We start from the raw sequence: 26,113 nt of genomic DNA on the forward strand, positions 1-26,113 counted from the left end.
GTACCCGCCGCTCCCGCCCCGCGGAAGCCGGCCCTGGGCCTCCTACCCGTTCCCGGTGCGGCGAACATCCGTCCCGCCCGGGATGCATCCTTCCGCCTTTTCGGCGTGTCATGTTCGGTAAGGGCGTTTCGGCGGCTCAGCCGCCGAGCGACGACCGACGACCCGCTGCGAGGAGTCCGGCATGTTCCGTCATCCCTCCCGTCCGCACCGCCCCGCCCGCTTCTCCCGCCCCGCCCGGGCCGCCGCGGCCGCCGGCTGCGCCGCGGTCCTCGCGCTCGCCGCCCCGGGGGCCGCGCTCGCCCACGACCGGGCCCCGCAGCACGGCCCCCGGGACTCGCAGTACGCGCACCCGGGCCCGTGGCAGGACCACCCGGCCCCGTGGCAGGACCACCGGGGCCCGTGGCGGGACCGTGCGGATTCGCGGGGGGAGCCGGCTCCGCGGGCCCCGCAGTACACGGCCGAGCAGGTGCACCGGTTCCTGGTGGACTTCTACGGCGAGCACGGCCCCACACCGTGGGAGCGTGCGCACCTGGTCACCGGGGAGCTGCGGCTGAAGGCCGCGCGGACGACCGGCTACGACCTGCTGCTGTGCGCGCGCAGCGCCCCCGACGACATCCGGGTCGGCCCGGTGACCACCGCCGCGTCCGCCGGCGTGGGCTGGGCGACGGTGTACACCTCGTGGGACGGCGGCCGGGAGACGTCCTCCTTCACCGCCTACGTCTTCCTGGACACCGCCGCGCCGCTGATGCTGGCCGACGTGGACTGCGCCGCCCCCGCCGGCTGAGGGGGCGGCCGCCCGGGAGGGACACGCGCACCCCGGCTCCCCGCGCGATCGGGCTACCCCGCGCGCCCCGGCTCCTCCGTGCTCCCCGGCTCCCCCGCCGCCTGCACCTCCTCGGCGAACCCGCCGATCCAGTCGGCCAGGACGGCCGCGTGGGTGAGCGGCGCCCAGTGGCCGGCCCGCAGCGGGCGGCGGCGCAGCCGGGGGGCCCAGCGTTCGAGTCCGTCCGTGAGCATCGGGCGCACGTACAGGTCCCGGGTGGGGGTGACGACCTGGACGGGGACGTCGGTGGTGCGCCGGCCGGGCCGGGCCAGGCGGGACCCCATGTTGGCGCGGTAGAGCCGGACGCCGTGCACGGCATCGTCGGCGAGCGTCGGGGCGGGGTGGCCCGGGGTCCTCCCCGCGCCCTCGGTCAGCTCCAGCAGCCGCCCCCAGGTGCGGGCCAGGACACCGCGCCACACCAGGGCGGGCAGGAGGGGCAGGTGGAAGAAGGCGATGTAGCCCGAGTGCGCCAACTGGTCGGCGAGCTGGAGGAGGTGGCGCGGCGTCGGGCGGCGCAGGCGGTCCCGCATCCAGTGGCCCACGTGGTCCAGGCAGGGGCCGGAGACGGAGGTGAAGGAGGCGATGCGCCCTCGCAGCCGGGTGCCGGTCACCGCCTCCCAGGACTGGATGGACCCCCAGTCGTGGCCGGCCAGGTGCACCGGCGCGTCCGGGCTGACGGCGTCCAGGACGGCGGCGAGGTCGTCCTCGAGCCGGTCCAGGGCGTAGTCGCGGGTGCGGCGCGGGACGTCGGAGTCGCCGGAGCCGCGGACGTCCGGGACGACGACGTGGAAGCGGCCGGCGAGCCGCTCGGCGACCTGCCGCCACACCGCTCCGGTGTCCGGGTAGCCGTGCACCAGGACGACGGTGGGGGACGCCGGGTCGCCCCACTCGCGCACCGCGAGCCCGACCCCGTCGGGGGAGGTCACGCGGCGCAGGGTCTCCCCCGGGCCGCCGGCCGGTCGTTCCGTTCCCGCCTGGACCGCCTTGTTGGACATGGTGTCAATATACGGGCCGGTAGCTCCCCGGCAAGGGCCCGCGCGAAAGGCGGCGCCCCTTTGGGGGCGCCGCCCGGGGCGGGGCGCGCTCAGTGCTGTCCGCGCGCGGTGGCGGAAGCTCCCCCGAACAGCCGAGCCAGCGCCCGGAAGGGCAGCGTCACCACCGAGGCGAGGGTGCTGCCGACGGCACGCAGGACATCCGCCACTGCTCGGAACATGGGTCAACCTCCTGGAACGAGAACGTCGTTGTACGCGTATCGCGCCTTTCCGCACCGTCCGTCCGCAAACCGCAGGGGGCTTGCACAAACCGCAGGGGGCTTGCACAAAAGAGGCTAACCGCTCTGCTTCCCGCGGCCGCGTTCCTCGCGGCGCCTCTCCCGGCGGCGCTCCGCCTTGCTGCGCATCCGGGCGGGGATGACGAACCAGCAGACGGCGAACCAGGCCGTCACGCCGAGGACCGTCCAGTGGGCGACGACGTTCCCGGTCGCCACCCGGAGCAGCAGGAGCAGGGCCGAGACGATGGTCAGGGCGAGCAGGGTGATGCCGATCATGACCAACTTACTGGCGGCCTGTACCAGTTCGGGCTTCATCTTCTGACCGGCCAGCAGCCGGTGGAAGGATACGGGCGCGATGAGCGCGCCGGTGGCGGCCGCACCGAGGACCACCGTGACGACGTACAACTGGTGGTCCAGCGGGCTGAGCTCCGGGAACCTGGGGGTGAAGGCCACCGTCAGCAGGAAGCCCAGGAGGATCTGCACGCCGGTCTGGGCGACCCTCACCTCCTGGAGGAGTTCGACCCAGCGGCGGTTGGTCCGCTCCTGCAGGGTCTCCTCGTCGCCGGAGGGTCTGGAGGAGTCCTCGTCGTGTATGTGCGCGCCGTCTTCGTTCACGGTCGGCGTATTCCCCCGCGCGCCGGGTCCATCCCTCGGGTACGGGCTCCCCCGCAGGTCGGCGGCACCGCGGTGGTGCGGGGCGCCGGCCGGCGGGGGCCGGGCGGGAGTCGGGGGCGGGAGTTCGGTCAGCCCTTCCCGAAGTGCTCGACCGGGAAGGCGCCGTTGCCCAGGGCGGTCGCGGTGAAGGCCCCGGCCAGCTCCGTGAGGCGTTCGACGCCCGCCTGCCCCAGGTGCTCGTAGGGGGCGTGGTCGAGGCGGTCGGTCGCCTCCTCGACGTCACGGCGCAGCCGCACACCGTCCTCGGTGAGCTCGCCGTCCGCGTCGAGGAGACCGCGGGCGCGCAGCCGGTCGCGGGCCTCCGCCCACTGCCCGGCGGTCCAGCCGCGGCTGGCCTGCACGAACGCCGGGGTGAAGCCCTTGCCGGTCGCGGTGTGGGTGACGAGCGCCTCCAGGCCGTCCAGGCCCGCGGCCGCCAGGGCCGTCAGGTGGCCGTCGCCGCGGTGCTCGCGGAGCAGGGTCGCGGCGTGCCACAGCGCCAGGTGGGGTTCGTCGGGAACGGGGAGGTCGGCATTGGCCGCGCAGAGGGGACGGGCCTCGCGGGAGCACGCCCCGGCCGCGCGCAGCGCCAGCCCGGCGGCCTCGGCCATCCCGGCGGAGGCGACCGCCTCCTCGCCCAGCAGCCGCCGCAGGACGGCGTCGGCGACGCGCAGCCGGATCCGCAGGACGTCCTGCGGAGTGGCCTCGGACCACACCGCCGGCACGTGGCGGGCCACGAGGTCGTGGTTGAAGTTGTAGAAGGTGGCGGTGACGGTCCCGGGCCCCACGGCACCGAGCGGGGCGGCGCGGCCGGCGAAGTAGGCGGCCGAGGGGTGCCCGATGCCCGCGGCGGCCAGCTCCGTGCCGTACTCGGGGGCGAAGTAGATCGCCGAGTGCAGCGGGTTGATCGCGTTGTGGCAGCGGCGGGCCGCGCGGGAGGACACGGCCGCGGTGGTGGAGGCGGAGGTCATGGCGCTCACGCTACCGTCCGCCCCCACCGTGCCGTACCGACCGGTAGGAACTTCCCGGGCCGGGGAGGGCGGGCCCGGAGGACCGCCCGGGGCAGCGTCTCAGCCGCCCGCCCCCACCGGGGCCGTGCGACCGGCCTCCCGCTCCGCGGCGATCTCCAGCTGGAACGCCTCGTTGCCCAGGCCGATCCGGGCGTACTGCTCGGGGCGGCGCAGCTTCAGTGCCAGCCCGTGCAGCGCGCCCACGACGGCCGCAGCGCCGATGAGGCCCGGCAGGATCCAGGCCAGCGGGGAGCCGGGCTGCGCGGCCACCAGGACGTCGAAGTCGGCCAGGGCGAAGCAGAGGATGACCAGCAGGGCGGCTCCGGCCAGACCGGAGCAGACCAGGCGGGGAGCCTGGGCCGCGGCGGCACCGCGCCGGACGAAGAAGACGATGATCGCGACCGAGGTGACGACCATCAGCAGCAGGACGCCGAGCGCCCCGACGTTGCCCATCCAGGTGAACAGGTGGACGACCGGGTCCTTGCCGGCCAGCGCGAAGGCGCCCACGACCGTGACGGAGACGGCGGTCTGCAGCAGCGACCCGATCGCCGGGGCACCGCTGGACTTCGACGCCCGGCCGACGGCCCGCGGCAGCAGCCCCTCGCGGCCCATGGCGAAGGCGTACCGGGCGACGACGTTGTGGAAGCTGAGCATGCAGGCGAGGATGCCGGTGGTGAAGAAGACATTGAGTGCGTCGGTGAACACCGGGCCCAGGCGCTCCCCGCTGAGGACGAAGATCATCCCGGCGCCCTCGTCCCGCGCCGTGCCGACCACGTGGTCCGGGCCGGTGGCGACCCCGATCGCCCAGGAGCTGAGGGCGTAGAAGACGGCGCTGAAGCCGACCGCCCAGAACATCACCCGGCCGACCACGGTCTGGGCGCTGCTGGTCTCCTCCGCGTACACCGGTGCCTGCTCGAAGCCGGTGAAGGCCGCGATGGCGAAGCACAGGGCGGTCCCCAGCCCGGCGCCGACGAGCGTGGACGGGTCGAACGCCTCCAGGCTCACGCCCTGCGGGCCGGGGTCGGCGAGGAAGGCGACGTCGAAGACGACGACGAACAGGCACTCGATCACCAGCAGGACGCCGATCACCTTGGCGTTGAGGTCGATCTTCAGCGCCCCCAGGACGGCGACCACGGCGACCGCGGCCAGCGCCGGCACCCACCAGGCGAGGGACGCTCCCAGGTACTGCCCGGCCAGCGCGGAGACCTGGTAGCCGAAGAGGCCGTAGACGCCGACCTGCAGGGCGCTGTAGCCGGCCAGCGCGACGAACGAGGCGGCGGCCCCCGCGGTGCCGCCGAGGCCGCGGGATATGTAGGCGTAGAAGGCGCCGGCGTTGTGCACGTGCCGGCTCATCTCCGCGTAGCCCACGCTGAACAGGGCCAGGACCGCGGCGAGGAGGACGAACAGCAGCGGCTGCCCGACGATCCCCATGACCGCGTAGGTGGTCGGCATCACTCCGGCCACGACCATCAGCGGAGCGCCCGCGGCGAGCACCGACAGCAGCAGTCCGGTGGTGCCGATGCGACCGGCGCGCAGTGCCCGTTCCTGCCCCTTGTAGGTGCTGATGCCTTCACTGCCCGTCAACATGGCTGTCTCGTTCCTTCGTCGTGGTGGGGCTGTCGTGGTGGGACCGGGGGCGGGGCGCGTGCGCGGGACGGCCCGCCGCGGTTTCAGGACCCGGGCCGGCCGCCGCGGGCCCGGGCGCGGGCCCGGCGGAACGCCTCGGCGGCGTCGGGCTCCCCGTAGGCCCAGGGCTCGCGGGTGGCGTGCGGGCCGATGACGTTGAACAGCGCCGCGGCCTCCGTCGTGCGGCCCTCGTGGTACTTGGCGTGGGCGAGGTAGTTGAGGTCGAGCTTGAGGCGGGCGTGGTCCCGGCCCTCCCCCTCGAGCCACCAGTCGAACGCCAGGCGCAGCCCGCGGCGGGCCCGGGCGGAGGTCCAGTACAGGGAGTCGGCTATGTCGGGGGCGAGTTGGCGGGCCGTCATCAGCACCCGGAACCGCTCGGCGTGGGCGATCACCGGCAGCATCGCCAGCGGCGACCCGGGGGGCCGTTCCCACACCACCTGGTCGGCGAACTCGTACACCTCGTGGAAGGGGTCGTCGGCCGCGCTCTCGCGGCGCTCGGCGAGCCAGGCCGTCATCGTGTGGTGCGCGCCGTGGTGCCAGGGGTCGCGGCTGCGCACCTGGTCGAAGCAGGCCTTCAGGCGGCCGCTGTCGGTACTGGTGTGCCGGACCAGGAGCAGCAGTCCGTACCAGGGCGTGGGGTCCTCGGGAAGGCTGCGGGCCGCGGACGTGCAGGCGGCCTCCGCGTCGGCCGCGGGGATCTCGCCCCGGACCGCGGAGACGACGGCGGCGTGGGCGGCGAGTACGGCGGCGTCCGCGCTGTCCGGCTCCGCCATGAGCCACTCGTCGGCCCAGCGGGAGCGGGCCGCGGGCTCGGCGAGGACGGTGACGCGGTGGGCGCGCCGGTCCCAGTCCCGGCCGGTCGCGGCCAGGAGGCTGCGCGCCTCGGTCCAGCGGCCCATGGCGAGGGCGTCCCGGGCGCGCGACAGGGCCCGGTCGTCCAGTGCCGGGTCCATGGTGAAGTCGTCCCGGGGCCGGAAGCGGAACGGCGGAGGGGGCGGGTTCATCTCGCGATGGCCGCCACGGGGGCGTGTGTCACGTCCAGCTCCGGGGAACTCGGTTGTCGAGGGGGGATGCGGTGCCTCGGCGAGGGGTGGTGCCCGGCAGCCGTTGATCATCAGCCAATCGGAACCGGGGTCGCCTCTTCAAGGCCCGCCCTGTTGTCTCGTTGTAGTCCCCGCGTGCACACTGTGTGGCCACCGGGCGGGAACGTTCCCGCAACGACGGCGTGCCGTCCCGCGCGCATATGACCATTGCACGGGACAGGTCGAGAATCGACGGCATTCCCCCGGTTTTCCTGCGCGACCCGCGCCGTGCCTGGTATTTCGGATCGTGCGCCCCAAGATCACGGGGGTGGGGCGGCACCGGGCGGCAGGGCGTCGGCCGGCGCGGACGGCATCGAGGGGAACACGTGGGCAAGAGCATCGACCGCGCGTCGTCGCATCCACTGGCCTTCGTCCGCCGGCGCCGCGGCTGGAGCTACCAGGAGCTCGCCCGGGTGGTGGCCGACAACGCCCGCGCCCTGGGGGTGCCCATGGCCGCACGCCGCGAGAAGGTGTGGCGCTGGGAGCACTGGGGCGTGGTGCCGGAGGCCGACAGCCAGCGGGCCCTGGCCCGCGCCCTGGGCGTGCCGGCCGAGCGCCTGGAGTCCCACCCGTGGCCGGACTGGCTGCCGGCCCACTCCGGGGTGCCGACGGGGCGGCCGTGGACCGGGGCCGGCAGCCTGGCCGCCCTGGCGGAGCTGGCCGACGACGCGGGAGCGGACCCGCGCGGCTACCCCCTGGTCACCGGCAGCGCCCTGGCCGAGGCGCTGGCCGAGTGGCGCACGGCGGTGGCCGGACGGTCCCCGCGGCAGCGGCCCGGCCCCCCGGGCCCGGTGGACGCGGTGACGGTGCACTGGGCCCAGGAGTCGGTCACCGGCCTGCGGCGGCTCGAGGACCGCCTCGGCAGCGGCGCGGTACGGCACCGGGTGGAGGCCGACCTCGGGCTCGTCCGCGAGCTGCTGCACCGGGGCACCCGGGAACCGCGGCTGCGCACCGAGCTGTTCCGGACGGCGGCCGACCTGGCCCACCTGGGCGGCTGGGTGTGCACCGACACCGCCCGGCACGGGCCCGCGCAGCGCTTCTTCCTCACCGGCCTGCGCCTGGCGCACACCGCCGGGGACCGGCCCCTGGCGGCGAACCTGCTGGCCGGCCTGAGCCTGCAGGCGGCGCTCGCCGGCCGCCCCTCCGACGCGCTGGCCGCGGCCGACGCCGCGCGGGAGGCGGCCTCCGGCAGGACCTGCGCGAGGGTGCGGTCGATGGTCGCCACCCGCCGGGCGCGGTCCCACGCCCTGCTGGGCGACGAGCGCGCCTGCCGCCGGGCGCTGGAGGAGGCGCGGCGGCTGCTGGACCGCGCCGAGGCCCGCAGCGGGAACGACCCGGCGTGGATCTACTACTTCGACGAGTCCGAACTGGCCGGCCAGGCCGGGAGCGCCCTGCTCGACCTGGGCCTGCCGGCCGAGGCGGCGCCCCTGCTGGAGAGCGCCCGGGCCGTCCGCGCCGCCGAATTCCCGCGGGACCGCGCCGTCTACGCCGCGCGCGCGGCCGTCGCCCACGCGCGGTGCGGGAACCGCGCGCGTGCCGGGGCCCTGGCCGAGGAGGCCGCCCGGACCGCCCTGAACTGCGTCTCCCCCGGCGCGACCGCGGCGCTGGAGCAGGCACGCGCCGCGCTGGACGAGGCGGCGGCCCTGAGCGGCGGCGGAGCACCCCTGGTCACCCCGTGAGGGCGCCCGGGGGGTGCCGAAACGCGGCTGACACCGGGTCGGGTCCGCCCGAGAATACGGGCATGGCACCCGACACACCGGCCGCACCTGCCGAACCGACCGCACCTGCCGCACCCGACGCACCGGCCGCACCTGCCGCACCTGCCGCACCTGCCGCACCTGCCGCACCTGCCTGGACCGTCGCCCCCGCCCCCGTGGAGTCCCCCGAATCGCAGGCCCTGCTGAGGGAGTACCACATCGACGTCAGCGACAGCTGGTACATGCTGCACCTCGGCCGTCCCTCGACACCCGCCGAGATCGAGGAGGGACTGGCCGACTCCCCGAGCGACGACCTGGCGCCGCCCACCGGCCTGTTCCTGGTCGGCCGGTACGGCGGCACCCCGGCGGGCTGCGCGGGCCTGCGCGTCCTCGACCCGCGCACGGTGGAGCTGACCCGGGTGTTCGTACGGCCCGCGCACCGCGGGACGGGCGGCGGACGGCACCTGCTGGCCGCCGTGGACGAGGCCGCCCGCGGCCTGGGCGCGGAGCGGATCGTCCTCGACACCCGCCTCGACCTGACCGGGGCCCGCGCCCTGTACACCGCGTACGGCTACACCGAGATCCCGCCCTACAAGCACGGCCCGTACGCGGAGGTCTGGTACGGCAGGGAACTCGGCCCGGGCCGCGGCACCGGGACCGCGACGGGCGGGGCGGCGGCCGGCCGGCCCCGGGGCCGCTGACACCGGCCGGCGGGGCGCCGCCTGCCCGGGCGCCGGGTACCCGGGCGCCGTGACGCGCCCGGTGTCAGCCGCCGTCGGCGAGGCGTGCGGGGAAGCCGCCGGTGGCCACCGGCCCCCAGCGGCGCGGGGTGACGCGCAGCAGTGACTTGCCCTGCCTGAGCATCGCCGCCCGGTACTCGTCCCAGTCCGGATGCTCCCCGGAGATGTTGCGGTAGTACTCGACCAGCGGTTCCACCGACTCGGGCGCGTCGATCACCTCGGCCGTACCGTCGATCTGGACCCAGGGGCCGTTCCAGTCGTCGGACAGGACGATCAGGGAGACCGCCGGGTCGCGGCGGGCGTTGCGCACCTTGGCACGCTCGGGATAGGTGGAGACGACCACGCGTCCGGAGTCGTCCACCCCGCAGGTGACGGGCGACCCCTGCGGGCCGCCGTCGAGGCGGCGGGTGAGCAGGACCGCGCGGTGGCGGGGGCGGACGAACTCCAGCAGCCCCCGGAGGTCGACACGGTCGTTGGTGGCGATGTTCGGGCTCATACCCGGACGATAGGCGCTGCCGCGGGCCGCGGGACCGGACGACCCGCGCGGTGCTCCGACCGGGGCCGAGAAGGCCCGGCGCACGATCCGGGACGAACGCCCCTCGTCCGCGGCTCCGAACTGCCCGCAGCACAGTCGCCGCGTACATGCAAGACCGGCAGTTTTCCCCAACGGCCTTGCCGGGTGAATATTCTGAGTGAACATCCTACGTACGCGCCCGGTCGGCAACTGCCGGGCGCAGTCCGTGTGTGGATGGCGCCAGGAGGCCGGCCGTGACCTTGTCCGTGACCCCGTTGAGAGTCCCCGAGTTCTACTGCCCCGACCCTCCGCAGGTGCACCCGGCCGCCGCGGAGCTCGACCGGCTCGGCACGCGGTGGCTCGAACGCTCCGGCATCTGCCCCGACCCCGTCCGGCGCGAGCGGCTGGCCCGCCACCGGATGGGGCGGTTCGTGGCCCTGACCGCCCCGCGCGGCCTGGACGAGCGGATGCAGGTGGTGACCGACCTCAACCTCTGGTACCACGCACTGGACGACACCTACGGGGACGCCGGGCCGGCCGGCCGCCACCTGGGCGACCTCGCCGCCGTCTTCGCCGGCCTGCTGCGCGCCCTGGGCACCCCGGAGTCCCCGGCCGGCGAACCGTTCGCCGAAGCGCTGCGCGACATCCGGCTGCGCCTGGGCCGCTTCGCCACCCCCCACCAGCTCACCGAGTGGACCAGGGGCCTGCAGAACTACTTCCTGTACGAGCTGTGGGAGTCCGCCAACCGCGAGCGGCGCAGCCTGCCGGACCTGGACGCCTACACCGTCTTCTGCGCGGACGGCCGCGCCGCGAACCCGTCGATGACCATGCTGCCGATCGTCGGCGGCTACGAGCTGCCCGGCGACGAGCAGCAGAGCCGGGCGGTACGGGCGCTGACCGAGATGAGCTGCGTCATCGCCTGCTGGGACAACGACGTCTACTCCTACCCCAAGGAACGGCTCCAGGGCCCGCACCACGCGAACCTGCTCAACGTGCTGGCCCGCGAGCGCGGGTGCGACCCGGCCGACACGGTGGCCGAGGCGGTGGCCATGCGCGACCGCGTCATGTGCGCGTTCCTGCGGCTGCGCAGGCGGACGGTGCCGCACGTCAGCGCCCCCACCGCCCGCTACCTGGCCGACCTGGGCTCCTGGATGCGCGGCCAGGTCGAGTGGGGGCTGTCCTCGATACGCTTCGCCGCCCCCGAGTACGCCGCCGTCATGCCCGAGCACTGGGCCGACTGCCCCTCGGACGACTCCCCCGGCCCGCTGGACATCCCCTCCGTCGCCTGGTGGTGGTCGGTCGACGCCTGAGGACGGGCCCCGGGCCGGCCCGCTCAGTCCTGTGCGCCCGGGCCCATCGTGTGGTCCGGGTGCCCGGGGGTGCGCCGCCGCCGTTTCATCTCCGCCTCGTGGAGGTGGCGGCGGCCGCCCAGCAGCCGCTCGCGGACCTGCTCCTCGGCCTCGGAGAAGGGGCGGTGGTAGGTGTCGTCGTAGGCCTCGACGATCTGGAAGGTCCAGTGGCCGGGGATGACGTTGCGCCCGACGATCTCGGTCTCCAGCCGGGCGGCCTCCTCCTCGTGCCCGGCCTCGCGGAGCATCCGCGCCGCCTCGCCCAGCTGCAGGTCGGCCTGGCCGGTGAGCTGGTGGAAGGAGTACAGGTGCCCGCGGGCCCGTTCGGTGGTCTCCAGCGCCTCGGAGAGCTTGCCCACCGCGTCGACCGTGGCCTCGTCCGCACCCGGCGGGATGCTGTGCTCGTCGTGTGTCATGCCGGTCCCCTTCCCCCGGAACGGCGGCCCTCCCGCCCCGCCGGGAAAAACCGCCGCGCCCCCGGCCCCGTTCACCCGGACGCGGTACCCGGCCGGGACGGGCCGTGCCCGCCGCCGGCCGACCGCGGCCCCGCGCCGCTCAGCCCCGGCACGGCACGGCACGACCTGACGGCCGATCGACCCTGACGGCCGGTCGGGCGGGGCGGCCGGTCAGGCCCCGGCCGCGAGCAGCCCGGTCCCGGCGGGGGCGGCCGCGTCCTCGACTCCGGTGCCGGCCGGCGCGGCCGCGCCGTCCCGCGCCGTGAACGGGCACGTCCATCCCTCGGGCACCCTGCGGCCCGAGTAGCGCCGGGCCTCGGAGGACTTCTCGTACTCGGCGAGGTTGGGGTTGATGTCGCCCTGGAGTTTGATGTCCTGCTTGCGGATCTTCTCCTGGAGCCTCCCCCACATGCCGTCGGCCTTGATCCGGTCGAACTGGACGTGGGAGTTGAACGCCAGCATCGGGAACGGCGGGCGCCGCCCCACCCGGCTGTGCCTCTCGTGCAGGCCGATCACGAAGAACGGGTGGCCCGCGACGCTGAAGGCGAAGTCGTCCGACCGCGGGTCGAAGGAGCGGCCTTCCGCCCACCGGTACTTCCGGACGTCGTGGTCGTGCAGCAGCTGCAGCTGCGCCCACAGCAGCCGGTCGAACTCCGCCTCGTCGAGGCCCGGCGGGTCGGCGAACGTGGCGACGAAGCTCCTGAAGGAGCGCGTCGACCAGTCCGCCGACACCACGAACTCCTCGAGGTCGTCGGCCATGCGCCGTGCCGACTCCGGATCCCCGAGCCGGTCGTAGTGGCGGTGGGTGATGCCGCCCTGCCTCCAGGCCGACCGGCCCGCCAGGCAGGCGAACGTATCGCCCAGGAGGAACTGCTCCACCTGGGCGGAAGCACCATTCGTCACCATCGCCGGCCCTCGCTCTCTCTCCGGCCGCGCCTCCCCGGGGGAGGGACACCTGCATCGACACCCGCACCAGCGGCGCCCTCGGGCGCACAACGGTTCAGGGAGCGTGACACGACACCACCCGCATCACGAAACCGCTTTCGCCACCTTCTTTTGTGGCATCCGTCACATCGGGGTTTGAGTCGGCCCGGACCGCTTCGGCTCCACGGGGCGAACGCGCAGGGCTCCCGGCCGACGGGGCCACGAGCGCGTCCCTCTCGGTGCGGAGGCCTCACCGTACCCGGCGGACGCCTCCGGCCGGTCCCCGTGATGTGCCGCTGCGGTGAAAACCCCGTGACCGGCGCCCTCCCCGGCGGGCATCCTGACCGGCATGGGCATGGGCATGGGCATGAGCGGGCGCGTCGATCCTCCCGTCCGGACCGGGACCTGCCGGCTCCCCGACGGGCGGGCGCTGGGCTGGTCGGAATGGGGGCCGCCGGACGGGGCCCCGGTACTGCTGTGCCCGGGGGCTGCGACCGGCAGCCGTCTGGGGTTCGGCACGGACCTCGTCGACACCCTCGGGGTGCGGCTGGTCTCGGCGGACCGCCCCGGCCTGGGCGCCTCCGACCCGGCCCCGGGCCGGACCCTGGACGACTGGGCGCGCGACGTGCGGCACCTGGCCGCCGAACGGGGGCTGGGCAGGCCGGCCCTCGTCGGGTACTCGCAGGGCGCGCCCTTCGCCCTGGCCTGCGCGGCCCACGGCCTCGCCTCCGCGGTGGCGGTGGTCTCGGGCACGGACGAGCTGGCCTCGCCCCGGTTCGCCGACGCCCTGGAGCCGGAGGTGCGCCGCTTGGTGGACCTCGCGGTGGCCGATCCGGAGGCCGCGGAGGCGCTGTTCGCCGGCTTCGGCAGCGCCGACGTGCTGTGGGAAGTGATCGCGGCGGGAAGCTCCGAGACCGATCTCGCGGTCTACCGGCAGCCGTCGTTCGAGACGGCACTGCGCGGCGCGTTGGCCGACGGGTTCGCCCGGGGTCCGGCCGGGTACGCCCGGGACACCCTGCTCGCCATGGGTCGTTGGCCGTTCGCCCCCGCGGACGTCGCCGTCCCCGTCGACCTGTGGTACGGGCGGCAGGACACCTCCCCGACCCACTCCCCCGACCTGGGCGCCGGGCTGGCGGCCCTCCTCCCCGACGCCCGGCGCCACCTGGTGCCCGGGGCCGGCGGGGCGCTGCTGTGGACCCGCGCCGAGCCGGTCCTGCGCTCCCTGCTGGAGCGCGGCGGGGCGCCGCTCACCCGCTGCTGAACGGCTCGTCGCTCCAGGGACGGTGCGGCTGCGGGCGGTGCGGGCCGTTACGGCGCGGCGGCACCGGGGTGTCCGGCGGCGAAGGCCCGGCGCAGTCCGCGGCCGACCGCGTCGTAGACGCCGCGGACGTGGTCGACGGCGCCGAGCATCCAGAAGAAACCGTGGGCCATGGTGGGGTTCTCCAGGTACTCGACCGGCACGCCCGCCCTCGTCAGCGCGTCGGCGTAGGCGCGGCCCTGGTCGCGCAGGGGGTCGTGGCCGGCGGTGACCACGGTGGCCGCGGGGAGGCCTGTCAGGTCGCCGCGGATCGGTGAGGCACAGGGCTCCTCGGCCCTGGCCGGGTCGGGCAGGTACTGCGCGAAGAGCCATTCGACGTCCTTGCGGGGCAGCAGGGCCCCGGCGGCGTCCTCCCCCATGGAGGGGTAGTCGTCCGCGTCGTCCGAGAAGTCCACGGCCGGGTACACCAGCGTCTGGTGGACGAGGTCCGGGCCGCCGCGGTCCCTGGCCGTCAGGGCCACCACCGCGGCCAGGTTTCCGCCGGAGCTGTCGCCGGACACGGCGATCCGGGAGGGGTCGAGGCCGAGCGCGGCGGCGTTGTCCGCCACCCACACGGTGGCCGCCCAGGCGTCCTCGGGCGCGGCCGGGTACGGGTGTTCGGGCGCCTTGCGGTAGTCCACCGAGACGACCGCGGCGCCCGCCGCGTTGGCCAGCGCCCGGGCGGGCCGGTCGGCGACCTCCAGGTCCCCCGCCACCATGCCCCCGCCGGGGAAGTGCACGACCACCGGGAGCGGCCCGTCGCCCTCGGGCACGTGTATCCGCAGCGGGACCGGGCCCGCCGGGCCGGGCGCGGTCCGCTCGACGACCCGGGCCACCGGCTCGGGTTCGCCCTGCAGGGCGATCATCGCCGCCGCGGCCGCCCTCGACTTCTCCACGGACGGTCCGGTGTCGCCCCCGCCCGCTTCGGCCGTCGCATCCGTCAGGGCCCGTATCCGGGGATCGAGTTCCACCGCTCTCCTCCTCCTGCGTCGGGAGTCCGGGAGTCCGTGACCGGACGTCAAATGGGGAGTGCTCCCCACTTGACGGACCGACCCTAGCAGCAAACGGGGAGCGCTCCACGGTTGTTGCTAGGGTGCGGACCGTGGGAGACGACCGGACGGAAGGGGCGCCGCTGCGGCGCGACGCGCGGCGCAACCGGGAACTGCTGATCGCGGCGGCCCGCGAGGTGTACGCCGAGCAGGGCGTCGAGGCGCCGCTGGACGAGATCGCCCGCCGGGCGGGCGTCGGCAACGCCACCCTCTACCGGCGCTTCCCCACCCGCGCCTCCCTCGTGGAGGCGGTCTTCCGGGACTCCCTGGCCGAGACCCTGCGCGTGGGCGAGGAGGCCCGGCGCAGCGGCGACGCCTGGAGCGGCCTGACCGGGTACCTGGAGCACATCTTCGCGGGGCTGGCCGCCGACCGGGGCGCCAACGACCTGATGACCACGGCCGTCGAGGGCGTCCCGTCCCTGGAGGCACTCAAGGCGCACCACCACGAGACCGTCAGCCTGCTGATCGGCCGCGCCCGGGAGCAGGGCACCGTGCGCGGGGACGTCACCACCGAGGACCTGCTCTTCTCCCTGGCCGCCCTCGGCAGGGTGGTGCCGGCCTCCGTCACCGTCGCGCCCGACGCCTGGCGGCGCCACCTCGCGCTCCTCCTGGACGGGCTGCGCGCCGGGGCCGCCGGCGGGCCGCTCCCCGCGCCGCCGCTCACCCCGGCCCAGCTCGGCGGCGTCCTGCACGCCCTGGGGCCGTCCACGGCGGGGCGGTAGCGGGCCGGCCCGCTACCGCGAGCGGGCCGGTCGGCGCAGGCCGCGGCACAGGCCGGCACGGACCGACGCAGGCCGCGGCGCAGGCCGGCACGGACCGGCGCAGGTCAGCGGGCGCCCTCGATCAGGCCGTAGTGGCCGTCGAAGCGCCGGTACAGGACCCGGCCGCGGTCGCTGCCGGGGCGGGCGAAGAACAGGAACGGGGACTCGGTGCGCCGCAGCCGCTCGACGGCCTGCGCCTCGTCCAGTCGCGGAGCTCCGTGCGCGCTCAGCGTGAGCGGCACCCCGGACCGCTGCGGGGGCCCCGCGGCCACCGTGCGGGCCACCCGGTAGCCGGTCGGCCCGACGCGGTAGACCACCGCGTCGCGCTCGGTGTCCGGGTCGGTGAACAGGTGGACGTCGTAGTCCATCGCGTCCATCGTCATCGCCGCGACCGCCGGGGAGCACCACACCAGCTGGGGGGCCTTGACCCGGACGATCCGGGGCTCGACACCGGGGAGGACCGGCGGCACCGCGCGGACGGCCGTCCCCTCCGGGTCCGGCCAGGGCCGCGGGGACCAGCCCCTGCTCGCCTGCGCGAAGCACTTGGCGAGCCGGCCGGCCAGCCGGTCCAGCAGAGCGTTCAGATGCGGCGCGGCGACCTGCACCCGTATCCGGCGTCCGGAGATCTCCGCGTTGACCTGGGCCACCAGGGGCGCGGGGCCCGCGGCCGGGGTCAGCCTGATCCGCACTGCCGCCACCGAGGCCTGCGCACCCGCGGCCAGTCGGGCGATGCACTCGCCCAGCCAAGTCCCCACCGTCGCGGTGAGACCCTCCCTGACCGGTGTCCCGACCGCTTCGGCCCGCTCGCTCATTGCGAACCCTTTCCCTGTTGACCAGTGCCGTCGTCCGATCGACGCGCTCGTCCGCCCATGGTCGCGGCGGTCCCCTTCCGGTTCCAGGGTCGTCCGGTCCCGACTGTCAAGGGCCGATCGGCCCTTGTGCGGCTCGACCCGCGGGGTCCTGGCCGTCCGCACAGTCCCCGCCGCGCAGTGCAACACGTCGACACGGCACCGGCCGCGAGGACCGCCCTGTGGTTCCACGCGATCAACCGCACCGGCACGGTCGAACTCCTGCTCCTGGCCGTGTTCGTGGCCACGGTCACCGCCGCCGCCGGGCGTGCCGCACAGCTGCCGGCCCTGCTGCGGGGGCTCGGCGCCGTCCTCGTCCCGCTCCTGGTCCTCGGCGGCACGGCCTTCGCTGTCGGCAGCGAACCACTGGCCGTCGTGCTCGCGGTCTCCCTCGTCGTCCTCCTGGTGCGGGTGGGCGCGGTGGCCCGGCGGATCGGACGCCACCGGTCCTGAAACCCCGCCACCTCCGGGGCCCGCCCCGCCGCGCCCGGGAACCTGAAGCCCCGATGTCCCGAGGCCCCGATGTCCCGAGGCCCCGGGGCGACGGGCCGTCCGCGCGTCGGCGGACGGCCCGTCGCCCCGGCACCGGGAGGCTCAGCAGTAGCCGTTGATCGCGCCGTTCACGCCGGTCCACAGGTAGGCGTCGCTGATCCACGTGCCGTCGGACAGCTTGTTCCACAGGCTCGTGGCGCCCCAGCGGCCGGTGTGGCTGGTGCCGTTGCTCGAGCAGGAGACGGTGACGGTGGCCCCGTCGGAGACCGAGCCGACCACCGCGTACCCGGTGCCGGGGCCGGAGCGCTTGTTCACCGTCGACGTGTCGTTGGCATCGACGATCCCCTGCGTGAAGCCGAGGGCACCGTAGTTGTACACCCCACTACCCGCGTAGACCCGCCGACTGCCGTGCATGGCCGATCCCTGGTAGGCGGAGCCGCCGTTCTTGACGACCCACTTGCCCAGGTTGTGCTCGTCCATCCCGACGTAGGCGCCGTTCTGGCGCAGGCCGAGGTGGACGTGGCGGCCGGTCGCCGAGCCGCCGCAGGTGACGTCGGTGCCGGTGTACCCGAGGAAGGTGCCGCCGCTCACCGCGGCGCCGTTGACGTTGACGCTGTTCCACAGGTGGTAGTAGTCCGTGGCGTAGCCGCGGTCGTGGACGACCCGGACCCAGCCGGTGCACATCGTGTACGCCGTTCCGGCGCGGGTGGCGCGCACCGCCTGGTCGCCCCCGGCGAAGTCGACGGAGCTCCACGGGGCCGCGCTGCCGCCCCAGCCGTGCGGGCCGCCGGTCATGGTCCAGGTCTGCCCGGTGGAGAACGGGAGCGCCATGCCCGTGCGGTAGTCGCCGGCGGCCGCCGTGCCGACCTCCCCGGCGCCGTCCCCGTCGGGTGCGTCCGCCGCCGGTGCCGCCGCCCCGCCGGGCTTGCGCCTGCCGTCCTGGGCGGCGAACAGGGGCTTCTCCCGATCCTCGACCACGGGCGAGCGCCGGGAGATGCGCGCGAACGCCTCCTCGCCCTCCATCGCCACCTTCCACTGCCCGTCCCGGCGCTCGGCGACGAAGAGCCAGCCCTCGGGCATGCGTTCCGATCCCGGTTCGGTGGCCAGCACGGCCGTGCCGAAGGCCCAGTCGCCGGAGCGGCGGGTGACGTCGACCTTCGCCCGGTCACCGTCCGCCGCGGCGCCCAGCGTCGCACGCCCGCGTTCGCGCAGCCGTGCGGTCACGGTCTCCGACAGGCCGCCGGCCCGGTCGGCGCCGGCCAGGACGGTGTCGGCCCGGGCCGGCGCCGGGGCGGCCGCGGAGGCGCCGGCCGCCCCGGTCAGGGACAGTGCGGCGGCGAGCGCCAGCAGGGCGCTCCCGGTGCGGATCCGGCGGGCGGCGGGTCTTCTGCGGTGGAACATCGGGGTCCTCCTGGGCGTCCGGGCACGGCGGCGTTGCAACGAGCCGTCAAATTGACTGAACGCCGTCAAGAATGGAGGTGTTCGGCGGCGTTGTCAGCACCGCCTCGCCACCTCCGCCCCGGCACCGGGGGACGGGCCCGTCACCGCTGCTCGCGGAAGCCGCCGCCTCGACGCGGAGGACGGGGGGAGATACCGACCAGACCGGACGGCAGGCCGTCCCCCGCCACCGCACGGGAGCCGCCGCCCCGGGAGTCCTCCTTCTTCTCCCCGGACTCCTCCTGCTCGGCCTCCTCCTGCTCGCGGAAGAACTTCTCGGCCTGCTCGCGCCGCCGCTCGCGCTCCTCGGGGCTCAGCCCGTCGTCGACCCGCTTCAGCTCCGCCAGCCTGCTGCCCAGCGCGCCCAGGTAGCGGTCGGAGCGGATCGCGTCGCCCATGGTCGTGCGGCCGGAGAGCACCTCGCGCGCCATCTCCTTGAGCGGAGCGTCCACCGACGGGTCGTCGCGCAGGGTGCGCAGCGCCCGGTGGAGCCGGCGCGCCTGTTGCCTGTCGACGGCGTCGGCCATCAGGTCCTCTTCGCCGATCTCTCGTTCCTTGCTCATCGCTGCCCCCCGGGTACGGGAATGAGTACGGACCGCAGGCCTCCCGGCACCGCGCCGGGCCGTCCTGCGCCCCAATCGTCCCTCCCCCGGGCCGCGCCCGTACACACGGACCGTCCGGGGCCGCAGGGCACGGCGGCGCGACAACGGGCCGTCCGCGACGGCAGAATGCTGGCCGATGCTCGACGAAAGAGGCGATTCAGGATCGTGACGACGGCTATTCATACGAGGATCGCCGAGGAACTCGGCGTGCGGGAGGGGCAGGTCGTCGCGGCCGTGGACCTCCTGGACAGCGGCGCGACCGTGCCGTTCATCGCCCGCTACCGCAAGGAGGCGACCGGCACCCTCGACGACGCGCAGCTGCGCACGCTCGAGGAGCGGCTGCGCTACCTGCGCGAGCTGGAGGAGCGGCGGACGGCCGTCCTGGAGTCGGTGCGCTCCCAGGGCAAGTTGGACGAGGCGCTGGAGCGGCGGATCATGGCCGCCGACTCCAAGGCCCGGCTGGAGGACATCTACCTCCCGTTCAAGCCCAAGCGGCGCACCAAGGCGCAGATCGCCAGGGAGGCGGGGCTGGAGCCGCTGGCCGACCTGCTGCTGTCCGACCCCTCCCGCGACCCGCAGGCCGAGGCCGGCGCCTTCGTCGACGCGGAGCGCGGCGTGGCGGACGCGGCGGCGGCGCTGGAGGGCGCACGGTCGATCCTGGTGGAGCGGTTCGGCGAGGACCCCGACCTCAGCGGCGAGCTGCGCGAACGCATGTGGGAGCGCGGCCGGCTGGTGGCGCGGGTGCGCGAGGGCAAGGAGGAGGCCGGCGCGAAGTTCGCCGACTACTTCGACTTCTCCGAGCCGTTCACCAAGCTGCCCTCGCACCGCGTCCTGGCCATGCTGCGCGGCGAGAAGGAGGAGGTGCTCGACCTCGTCCTGGAACCGGAGGAGCCCTCCGAGGCGGAGGGGAGCGGCCCGAGCGGCTACGAGCGGCGGATCGCGCAGCGCTTCGGCATCGCCGACCGGGGCCGGGCCGCCGACCGCTGGCTGCTCGACACGGTCCGCTGGGCCTGGCGCACCCGTTTCCTGGTGCGCCTGGGCATCGACCTGCGGACGCGCCTGAGGCAGGAGGCGGAGGACGAGGCGGTGCGGGTGTTCGCCGCCAACCTGCGCGACCTGCTGCTGGCCGCCCCGGCCGGCAGCCGGGCGACGATGGGCCTGGACCCGGGCCTGCGCACCGGCGTGAAGGTGGCGGTGGTCGACGCCACCGGCAAGGTCGTGGCGACCGAGACGATCTACCCGCACGAGCCCCGGCGCAGGTGGGACGAGTCCCTGGCCGTCCTGGAGCGGCTGGCCGCCGAGCACAAGGTGGAGCTGGTCGCGATCGGCAACGGCACGGCCTCCCGGGAGACCGACCGGCTCGCCGCCGACCTGCTGGGCCGCCGCCCGGACCTGGGCCTGACCAAGGTGGTGGTCTCCGAGGCGGGCGCCTCGGTGTACTCCGCGTCGGCGTTCGCCTCGCAGGAGCTTCCGGAGCTGGACGTGTCGCTGCGCGGCGCGGTGTCCATCGCGCGACGGCTGCAGGACCCGCTGGCCGAGCTGGTGAAGATCGACCCGAAGTCGATCGGGGTGGGCCAGTACCAGCACGACCTGTCGGAGCTGAAGCTGTCCCGTTCCCTGGACGCGGTGGTCGAGGACTGCGTCAACGGCGTGGGCGTGGACGTCAACACCGCATCGGCCCCGCTGCTGACCCGGGTCTCCGGCATCGGCGGGACGCTGGCGGAGAAGATCGTGGCGCACCGCGACGCCAACGGCCCGTTCCGCAGCCGCAGGGCGCTCAAGGAGGTGCCGCGGCTGGGCCCGAAGGCGTTCGAGCAGTGCGCGGGCTTCCTGCGCGTCCCCGGTGGGGACGACCCGCTGGACGCCTCCAGCGTGCACCCGGAGGCCTACCCGGTGGTGCGCAGGATCGCGCAGGCCACCGGCGGGGACGTGAAGTCCCTGGTCGGCAACACCGCCGTGCTGCGCTCGCTGCGCCCGCAGGACTTCACCGACGAGGCGTTCGGCCTGCCGACGGTCACCGACATCCTGGCCGAGCTGGAGAAGCCGGGGCGCGACCCGCGCCCGGCGTTCCGCACCGCGGCCTTCAAGGAGGGCGTGGAGAAGCTGTCCGACCTCGAGCCCGGGATGGTGCTGGAGGGCGTGGTGACCAACGTGGCCGCGTTCGGCGCGTTCGTCGACATCGGCGTCCACCAGGACGGCCTGGTGCACGTCTCGGCGATGTCGAAGACCTTCGTCAGCGACCCGCGGGACGTGGTCAAGCCCGGTGACATCGTGCGGGTGAAGGTGCGCGAGGTCGACATCCCGCGCAAGCGGATCTCGCTGACCCTGCGGCTGGACGACGAGGCGTCCGGCGGGCAGGGGCAGCAGTCCGGCCGGGGCCGCTCCGGCGACGGGCGCGGCGAACGGGACCGCCCGCGCGGCGGGGCGGGTTCCGGACGGCGGGGCGGCCCGCCGCGGCAGAACCGCGGGAGCGGATCGGGTTCCGGCGGTTCTGCCGCGGCGGCCGGGGGCGCCATGGCCGACGCGCTGCGCCGCGCCGGCCTGGTGCGCGACGACCGCAGGAGGTGACCGCGCGGGCGGGGCGGGCGGGCCGGGTGCCGCCCGCCCCGCCCGCCCCGCCTGCCCTGCCTCCGGTCTACCTCTGGTCTTGGTCAGTGCTCCGCCCTTCAGGGCGGGGGTGAAGGTCATCCTTGGGGCGGAGGCGCGAAGCGCCGGAGTTCGCTGCGTTTCCGCCGTGACGGTCAGACGGGCCGCTTCTGGTTCTCGATGTACTGCTTGACCACGGTCAGCGGTGCGCCGCCGCAGCTTCCGGCGAAGTAGGAGCCGGACCAGAAATGTCCGCCCCACAGGTACCGGCGCACGTGCGCGTCGTACTCCTTGCGCAGTAGCCGGGCCGAGACGCCCTTGAGGGAGTTGACCAGCTTGGAGAGCTGAACCTTTGGCGGGTAGTGCACCAGGAGGTGCACGTGGTCATCCTCGCCGTTGAACTGCTTCAGTTCGGCTTCGAAGTCCGCGCACACCCCGCGCATGACCTCCTCGCACCGCTTCAGCATCTCGTCGGTCATGGCCTTGCGTCGGTACTTCGTGACGAAAACCAAGTGAACGTGCAGGTTGTAGACGACGTGACGTCCCGTGCGCACATCAGGATCAGGGTTCCAGCGTGGTGACATAAACCAAAGGGTATGGTGATCGACGTGCAGCTTCGGTACAGCTTCCGCCTGTACCCGAGCGCCGGCCAGCGCAGCGCGTTGTCGAGGGCGTTCGGGTGTGCGCGAGTGGTCTACAACGACGCGCTCCGCGCTCGGGAGACCGCCCGCGCCGCCGGGCTGCCGTTCATCCCGTCCGGCGAACTGTCCAAGCAGCTCACCGCCTCGAAGAAGACCCCCGGGCGGGCATGGCTCGCCGAGGTTTCCTCGGTCGTGCTGCAGCAGTCCCTCCGGGACCTGGACACCGCCTACAAGAACTTCTTCGACGGCCTCAGGGGCAAGCGGCCGAAGACGGGGCCACCCCGGTTCAAGTCCCGCAAGGACACCCGGCAGTCGGTCCGGTTCACCGCGAACGCCGGATGGAAAATCACGACCGGCGGGAAGCTCCGGCTGCCGAAGGTCGGCGACCTGGCCGTGAAGTGGTCCCGCTCCCTGCCCTCGACGCCGTCCACGGTGACGGTCGTCAAGGACAGCGCGGGCCGGTACTTCGCGAGCTTCGTCGTGGAGACCGGCCCGGAGGAGACCCTGCCGGAGACCACTCCCGAGGTGGGCATCGACCTCGGCCTGAAGCACTTCGCCGTCCTCTCCGACGGCACGAAGATCGACAGCCCGCGCTTCCTGCGCCGGGCCGAGAAGCGCCTGAACAAGGCACAGCGCGCCCTCTCACGCAAGGAGAAGGGCAGCAAGAACCGGGACAAGGCCAGGATCCGCGTCGCACGGGCACACGCCCGTGTCGCCGACGCGCGCCGCGAGTTCCACCACCGGCTCTCCACCCGGCTGATCCGCGAGAACCAAGCGGTCGCCGTGGAGGACCTGGCGGTGAAAGGACTCGCACGCACGCGCCTGGCCAAGTCCGTCCACGACGCCGGCTGGTCCGCGTTCGTGAGCATGCTGGAGTACAAGGCCGCCCGGTACGGGCGCACCCTCATCCGGATCGGCCGCTTCGAACCCACGTCCCAGGTGTGCTCGCAGTGCGGTGTTCAGGACGGCCCCAAGCCCCTGCACATCCGCGTATGGACGTGCTCGGCCTGCGGGGCCGTCCTGGACCGGGACATCAACGCGGCGGTCAACGTCGCCAAGGCGGCCGGACTGGCCGTGTCAGCCTGTGGAGCGCAGGTAAGACCGGGACTCGTCCCGGCACCGCGCAGCGAAGCAGGAACCCACCCGACACCGCAGCCCTCAACGGCGCGGTAGGCGGGAATCGCCGCCTTCAGGACGGCGAGGACGTCAATGCGGCTGCGGTACGCCGCTGGGTCCGCAGTCGGTCTCCGGAATGATTCCCGCTGCTCGATGACCGTCCCGGCCCCGGTCGCGCATACGATCACCGGCATGCGCCTTCGCTCCCGCGTCCCCCGCCGCCTGTTCGCCGCCGCGGCCTCGGCGGCCGTGCTGGCGGCCGGCCCGGGGGGCCTGCCTTCCGCCGCCGCCGCTCCCCAGGCCCGCGAGGCGGGCCGCGAGGACGTGCTCCTCTCCGTGCCGGAGAGCCGGGGCAGCGGGAAGAAGGTCCGCATCGACGCCTCGTTCTTCACCTCGGACGCCTCCGGGGTCTCCGGCCGGCGGCCCGCGGTGCTGCTGGCACACGGCTTCGGCGGCAGCAAGGAGAGCGTGCGGGAGCAGGCCGTGGAGCTGGCGGACCGCGGTTACGCGGTGCTGACCTGGTCGGCGCGCGGCTTCGGCGCGTCCGGCGGGCGGATCGGGCTCAACTCCCCCGACCGGGAGGTGGAGGACGTCAAGCACCTGCTGGACTGGCTCGCCGAACGCCCGGAGGTCGAGCTCGACCGCGAGGGCGACCCGCGGGCCGGCGTCGCGGGCGCCTCCTACGGCGGCGCGATCGCCCTGCTGGCGGCCGCGCACGACGACCGGGTGGACGCGATCGCCCCGCAGATGACCTGGTGGAACCTGGCCGACGCCCTCTTCCCCCAGCGGGGTTCGGGCGCCGGGGACACCGGGGTGTTCAAGAAGCTGTGGTCGGGGATCTTCTTCACCACCGGCTCGGCCTCCGCCGGGGCGCAGCCCCCGCAGGACGCCGGCCCCGACGGCGGAGGGCCCGCCCCCGGCGGCGGGGACGGCGCTCCCGCCCAGGGGTCCGCCGCTCAGGGATCCGCCGGCCGGGGGCCGAAGGCGCAGTCCGGCGGGGCAGACCGCGCCGGCGGGGCCGACGGCTGCGGGCGGTTCCTGCCCGACCTGTGCGCCATGTACGACCGGGTGGCGGTGGCCGGGAAGCCGGACGCCGAGGCGGTGGAGCTGCTGGAGCGCTCCAGCCCCTCCTCGGTCGCGGACCGCATACGGGTGCCCGCGCTGATCATGCAGGGCCAGGGCGACTCGCTCTTCACCCTGGACCAGGCCGACGCCATGGCGCGGGCGGTCCGGGACAACGGGGCCCCCGTGGCGGTGGACTGGTTCGCGGGCGGCCACGACGGCGGTGACCAGGAGGCCGCCCGGCTGCGGGAGCGCACCGCCGTGTGGTTCGACCGCCACCTCAAGCAGGACCGCGGCGTCGACACCGGCCCCGGGTTCCGCGTCAGCCGCACCGGCGGGGTGGACTCCACCAACGGCCGCGGCGTGCTGCGCGCGGCGACCGCCGCCCGCTACCCGGGCCTGGACGGCACCGACGTGCGGACCGTCGCGCTGGAGGGCGGCGCGCAGGAGGTGTCCAACCCGCCCGGCGGTTCTCCGCCGGCGATCTCCTCCCTGCCGGGGCTCGGCTCGCTGTCCGGGGGCTCCGGGCTGTCCGGACTGTCGGGCCTGGGGGTGGGCCTGTCCCTGGACTTCCCCGGCCAGTACGCGCGCTTCGACTCCGAGCCGCTCACCGAGGCGGTGCGCGTCACCGGCTCCCCCCGGGTGTCCCTCACCGTCGAGTCCGACTCCCCGGACGCGGTGCTGTTCGCCAAGCTCTACGACGTCGGCCCGGACGGGCGCGGGCAGGTCCTGCCGCAGCAGCTGGTCTCCCCGCTGCGGGTGACGGACGCGGACCGCGAGGGCGGACGCACCGTGCGGGTCTCGCTGCCCGCCGTCGACCACCAGGTCCAGGCCGGGCACCGGCTGAGGCTGGTCGTGGCCACCACCGACCTGGCGTACGCCTCCCCCGTAGGGCGCGCCGCCCACCGGATCTCCCTGGCCGACGGCGCGGCCTCGGTGACGGTGCCCTCGGTGCCCGCCCTGCGGGTGGCGCAGGAGGGCCTGCCGTGGTGGGTCTGGGGGATGCCGCTGGGCGCGGTGGCGGTCGCCGCCGCGCTGCTCCTGACCGGCCGCCGCTCCGGCGCCGCCGGGCTGCGCGCCCCCGCCCCGGACCCGGAGCTGGCCGGGGTGCCGCTGGTCATCGAGGGCCTGACCAAGCGGTACGCGCGCTCCAGCGACCGCTACGCGGTGCGGGACCTGTCCTTCCGGGTGGAGCGCGGCCAGGTGCTGGGCCTGCTGGGTCCCAACGGCGCGGGCAAGACGACCACGCTGCGGATGCTGATGGGGCTGATCCGCCCCGACGGCGGTGGGATCCGGGTCTTCGGCCACGCGGTCCGCCCCGGTTCCCCGGTGCTCTCCCGGGTGGGCGCGTTCGTCGAGGGGGCCGGTTTCCTGCCGCACCTGACCGGCCGGGCCAACCTCGACCTGTACTGGCGGGCGACCGGCCGGCCCGCGCAGGACGCGCACCTGGAGGAGGCCCTGGAGATCGCCGGCCTCGGCGAGGCCCTGGACCGGGCGGTGCGCACCTACTCGCAGGGCATGCGGCAGCGCCTGGCCATCGCCCAGGCGATGCTGGGCCTGCCCGACCTGCTGATCCTCGACGAGCCGACCAACGGTCTCGACCCGCCCCAGATCCGCGAGATGCGCGAGGTGCTGATCCGCTACGCGGACACCGGCCGCACCGTGATCGTCTCCAGCCACCTGCTGGCGGAGGTGGAGCAGAGCTGCACGCACCTGGTGGTCATGGACCGCGGGCGGCTGGTGGCCGCCGGTCCGGTGGCGGAGATCGTCGGGGAGGGCGACACCCTGTTCGTCGGTGTCCCCGGCGCCGGCCGGGCGGAGGGTCCGGGAGGCGCCGGCGGCGGGCTGGAGGCCGCCCTGGACAAGGTCGCGGACCTGCCGGGCGTCGCCTCGGCGACCCGTACCGACGACGGGCTGCTGGTCCGCCTGGACGGGGCGACCGCGGCCGACCTCGTCGCCGAACTGGTCCGCGCGGGCGTGCCCGTGGACCGGGTCGGCCCGCACCGCCGCCTGGAAGAGGCGTTCCTCACCCTGATCGGAGGCACGGCGTGAGCATCGACCGGCCCACCGCCCCGCAC

24 protein-coding genes are annotated in these 26,113 nt (G+C 75.0%); 10 read left to right on the forward strand and 14 right to left on the reverse strand.

Annotated elements, in window-relative coordinates:
* Window positions 1-181 precede the first annotated feature (181 nt).
* A complete protein-coding gene (locus tag GQS52_RS02865; protein ID WP_182311517.1) occupies window positions 182-784 on the forward strand; it encodes a hypothetical protein in 603 nt (200 codons plus the stop codon).
* Window positions 785-837: 53 nt separating this feature from the next.
* Here GQS52_RS02865 and GQS52_RS02870 read toward each other — a convergent pair whose 3' ends face one another.
* The 6 genes from GQS52_RS02870 to GQS52_RS02890 all read right to left on the reverse strand — a co-directional run bounded on the left by GQS52_RS02870 (window position 838) and on the right by GQS52_RS02890 (window position 6,387).
* Complete coding sequence (locus GQS52_RS02870; protein WP_182311518.1) at window positions 838-1,818, reverse strand: alpha/beta fold hydrolase; 981 nt, start codon at window positions 1,816-1,818, stop codon at window positions 838-840.
* Window positions 1,819-1,907: 89 nt separating this feature from the next.
* Complete coding sequence (locus GQS52_RS27280; RefSeq protein WP_259370530.1) at window positions 1,908-2,036, reverse strand: LPFR motif small protein; 129 nt, start codon at window positions 2,034-2,036, stop codon at window positions 1,908-1,910.
* Between the two features lie 114 nt (window positions 2,037-2,150).
* Window positions 2,151-2,708, reverse strand: coding sequence for a DUF6328 family protein (locus GQS52_RS02875; RefSeq protein WP_182311519.1), 558 nt, complete (start codon window positions 2,706-2,708; stop codon window positions 2,151-2,153).
* A 128-nt stretch (window positions 2,709-2,836) separates the two neighbouring features.
* A complete protein-coding gene (locus tag GQS52_RS02880; RefSeq protein ID WP_182311520.1) occupies window positions 2,837-3,718 on the reverse strand; it encodes a hypothetical protein in 882 nt (293 codons plus the stop codon).
* A 99-nt stretch (window positions 3,719-3,817) separates the two neighbouring features.
* Entirely contained in the window at window positions 3,818-5,344 is a 1,527-nt protein-coding gene (locus tag GQS52_RS02885; RefSeq protein WP_182311521.1) for an APC family permease, read from the reverse strand.
* An 83-nt stretch (window positions 5,345-5,427) separates the two neighbouring features.
* A complete protein-coding gene (locus tag GQS52_RS02890; RefSeq protein WP_182311522.1) occupies window positions 5,428-6,387 on the reverse strand; it encodes a hypothetical protein in 960 nt (319 codons plus the stop codon).
* Between the two features lie 404 nt (window positions 6,388-6,791).
* On the opposite strand from GQS52_RS02890, the gene GQS52_RS02895 reads away from it, so the two are divergent.
* Window positions 6,792-8,144 (forward strand): hypothetical protein, encoded by a 1,353-nt coding sequence (locus GQS52_RS02895; protein ID WP_182311523.1) that lies wholly within the window; start codon window positions 6,792-6,794, stop codon window positions 8,142-8,144.
* 194 nt (window positions 8,145-8,338) lie between these two features.
* Window positions 8,339-8,863 (forward strand): GNAT family N-acetyltransferase, encoded by a 525-nt coding sequence (locus GQS52_RS02900; RefSeq protein WP_259370531.1) that lies wholly within the window; start codon window positions 8,339-8,341, stop codon window positions 8,861-8,863.
* A gap of 64 nt (window positions 8,864-8,927) precedes the next feature.
* Here GQS52_RS02900 and GQS52_RS02905 read toward each other — a convergent pair whose 3' ends face one another.
* Window positions 8,928-9,398: a PPOX class F420-dependent oxidoreductase gene (locus tag GQS52_RS02905; protein WP_182311525.1), complete on the reverse strand. Its 471-nt coding sequence runs from the start codon at window positions 9,396-9,398 to the stop codon at window positions 8,928-8,930.
* Between the two features lie 272 nt (window positions 9,399-9,670).
* Here GQS52_RS02905 and GQS52_RS02910 point away from each other — a divergent pair, with 272 nt between their 5' ends.
* A complete protein-coding gene (locus GQS52_RS02910) occupies window positions 9,671-10,726 on the forward strand; it encodes a hypothetical protein (protein WP_182311526.1) in 1,056 nt (351 codons plus the stop codon).
* 23 nt (window positions 10,727-10,749) lie between these two features.
* Here the strand turns inward: GQS52_RS02910 and GQS52_RS02915 are convergent, their stop codons facing one another.
* Window positions 10,750-11,181, reverse strand: coding sequence for a hypothetical protein (locus tag GQS52_RS02915; RefSeq protein WP_182311527.1), 432 nt, complete (start codon window positions 11,179-11,181; stop codon window positions 10,750-10,752).
* Window positions 11,182-11,391: 210 nt separating this feature from the next.
* Window positions 11,392-12,126, reverse strand: a complete 735-nt coding sequence (gene gntA, locus GQS52_RS02920; RefSeq protein ID WP_182311528.1) for a guanitoxin biosynthesis heme-dependent pre-guanitoxin N-hydroxylase GntA — start codon at window positions 12,124-12,126, stop codon at window positions 11,392-11,394.
* A 367-nt stretch (window positions 12,127-12,493) separates the two neighbouring features.
* Between gntA and GQS52_RS02925 the strand changes: the two genes are divergently transcribed.
* The gene (locus GQS52_RS02925; RefSeq protein ID WP_346268218.1) at window positions 12,494-13,405 is read left to right on the forward strand and encodes an alpha/beta hydrolase; all 912 of its coding nucleotides are present in this window, start codon (window positions 12,494-12,496) and stop codon (window positions 13,403-13,405) included.
* 47 nt (window positions 13,406-13,452) lie between these two features.
* Here the strand turns inward: GQS52_RS02925 and GQS52_RS02930 are convergent, their stop codons facing one another.
* Window positions 13,453-14,412: an alpha/beta hydrolase gene (locus tag GQS52_RS02930; RefSeq protein WP_182311529.1), complete on the reverse strand. Its 960-nt coding sequence runs from the start codon at window positions 14,410-14,412 to the stop codon at window positions 13,453-13,455.
* 131 nt (window positions 14,413-14,543) lie between these two features.
* Between GQS52_RS02930 and GQS52_RS02935 the strand changes: the two genes are divergently transcribed.
* Window positions 14,544-15,212: a helix-turn-helix domain-containing protein gene (locus GQS52_RS02935; RefSeq protein WP_182311530.1), complete on the forward strand. Its 669-nt coding sequence runs from the start codon at window positions 14,544-14,546 to the stop codon at window positions 15,210-15,212.
* A 104-nt stretch (window positions 15,213-15,316) separates the two neighbouring features.
* Here GQS52_RS02935 and GQS52_RS02940 read toward each other — a convergent pair whose 3' ends face one another.
* The gene (locus tag GQS52_RS02940) at window positions 15,317-16,063 is read right to left on the reverse strand and encodes a sigma 54 modulation/S30EA ribosomal C-terminal domain-containing protein (protein ID WP_182311531.1); all 747 of its coding nucleotides are present in this window, start codon (window positions 16,061-16,063) and stop codon (window positions 15,317-15,319) included.
* Window positions 16,064-16,240: 177 nt separating this feature from the next.
* Between GQS52_RS02940 and GQS52_RS02945 the strand changes: the two genes are divergently transcribed.
* Window positions 16,241-16,552 (forward strand): hypothetical protein, encoded by a 312-nt coding sequence (locus GQS52_RS02945; protein WP_182311532.1) that lies wholly within the window; start codon window positions 16,241-16,243, stop codon window positions 16,550-16,552.
* 141 nt (window positions 16,553-16,693) lie between these two features.
* On the opposite strand, the gene GQS52_RS02950 is transcribed toward GQS52_RS02945, so the two are convergent.
* Both GQS52_RS02950 and GQS52_RS02955 read right to left on the reverse strand, forming a co-directional pair.
* Entirely contained in the window at window positions 16,694-17,992 is a 1,299-nt protein-coding gene (locus GQS52_RS02950; RefSeq protein ID WP_220472734.1) for a peptidoglycan DD-metalloendopeptidase family protein, read from the reverse strand.
* A 140-nt stretch (window positions 17,993-18,132) separates the two neighbouring features.
* On the reverse strand, window positions 18,133-18,591 hold the full coding sequence (locus tag GQS52_RS02955; protein ID WP_182311533.1) for a hypothetical protein: 459 nt from the start codon (window positions 18,589-18,591) through the stop codon (window positions 18,133-18,135).
* A gap of 204 nt (window positions 18,592-18,795) precedes the next feature.
* Between GQS52_RS02955 and GQS52_RS02960 the strand changes: the two genes are divergently transcribed.
* Complete coding sequence (locus GQS52_RS02960) at window positions 18,796-21,198, forward strand: Tex family protein (RefSeq protein WP_259370533.1); 2,403 nt, start codon at window positions 18,796-18,798, stop codon at window positions 21,196-21,198.
* Between the two features lie 173 nt (window positions 21,199-21,371).
* Here GQS52_RS02960 and tnpA read toward each other — a convergent pair whose 3' ends face one another.
* On the reverse strand, window positions 21,372-21,800 hold the full coding sequence (gene tnpA, locus GQS52_RS02965; protein ID WP_182311535.1) for an IS200/IS605 family transposase: 429 nt from the start codon (window positions 21,798-21,800) through the stop codon (window positions 21,372-21,374).
* Between the two features lie 24 nt (window positions 21,801-21,824).
* Here tnpA and GQS52_RS02970 point away from each other — a divergent pair, with 24 nt between their 5' ends.
* Together GQS52_RS02970 and GQS52_RS02975 are read left to right on the forward strand one after the other, a co-directional pair.
* Window positions 21,825-23,030, forward strand: coding sequence for an RNA-guided endonuclease TnpB family protein (locus GQS52_RS02970; protein ID WP_182316172.1), 1,206 nt, complete (start codon window positions 21,825-21,827; stop codon window positions 23,028-23,030).
* A 135-nt stretch (window positions 23,031-23,165) separates the two neighbouring features.
* A complete protein-coding gene (locus GQS52_RS02975; protein ID WP_182311536.1) occupies window positions 23,166-26,087 on the forward strand; it encodes an alpha/beta fold hydrolase in 2,922 nt (973 codons plus the stop codon).
* Window positions 26,088-26,113: the final 26 nt, after the last annotated feature.

Origin of the sequence: Streptomyces sp. SCUT-3 (genome assembly GCF_014083985.1) — a bacterium.
Lineage (GTDB): Bacteria > Actinomycetota > Actinomycetes > Streptomycetales > Streptomycetaceae > Streptomyces_H > Streptomyces_H thermolineatus.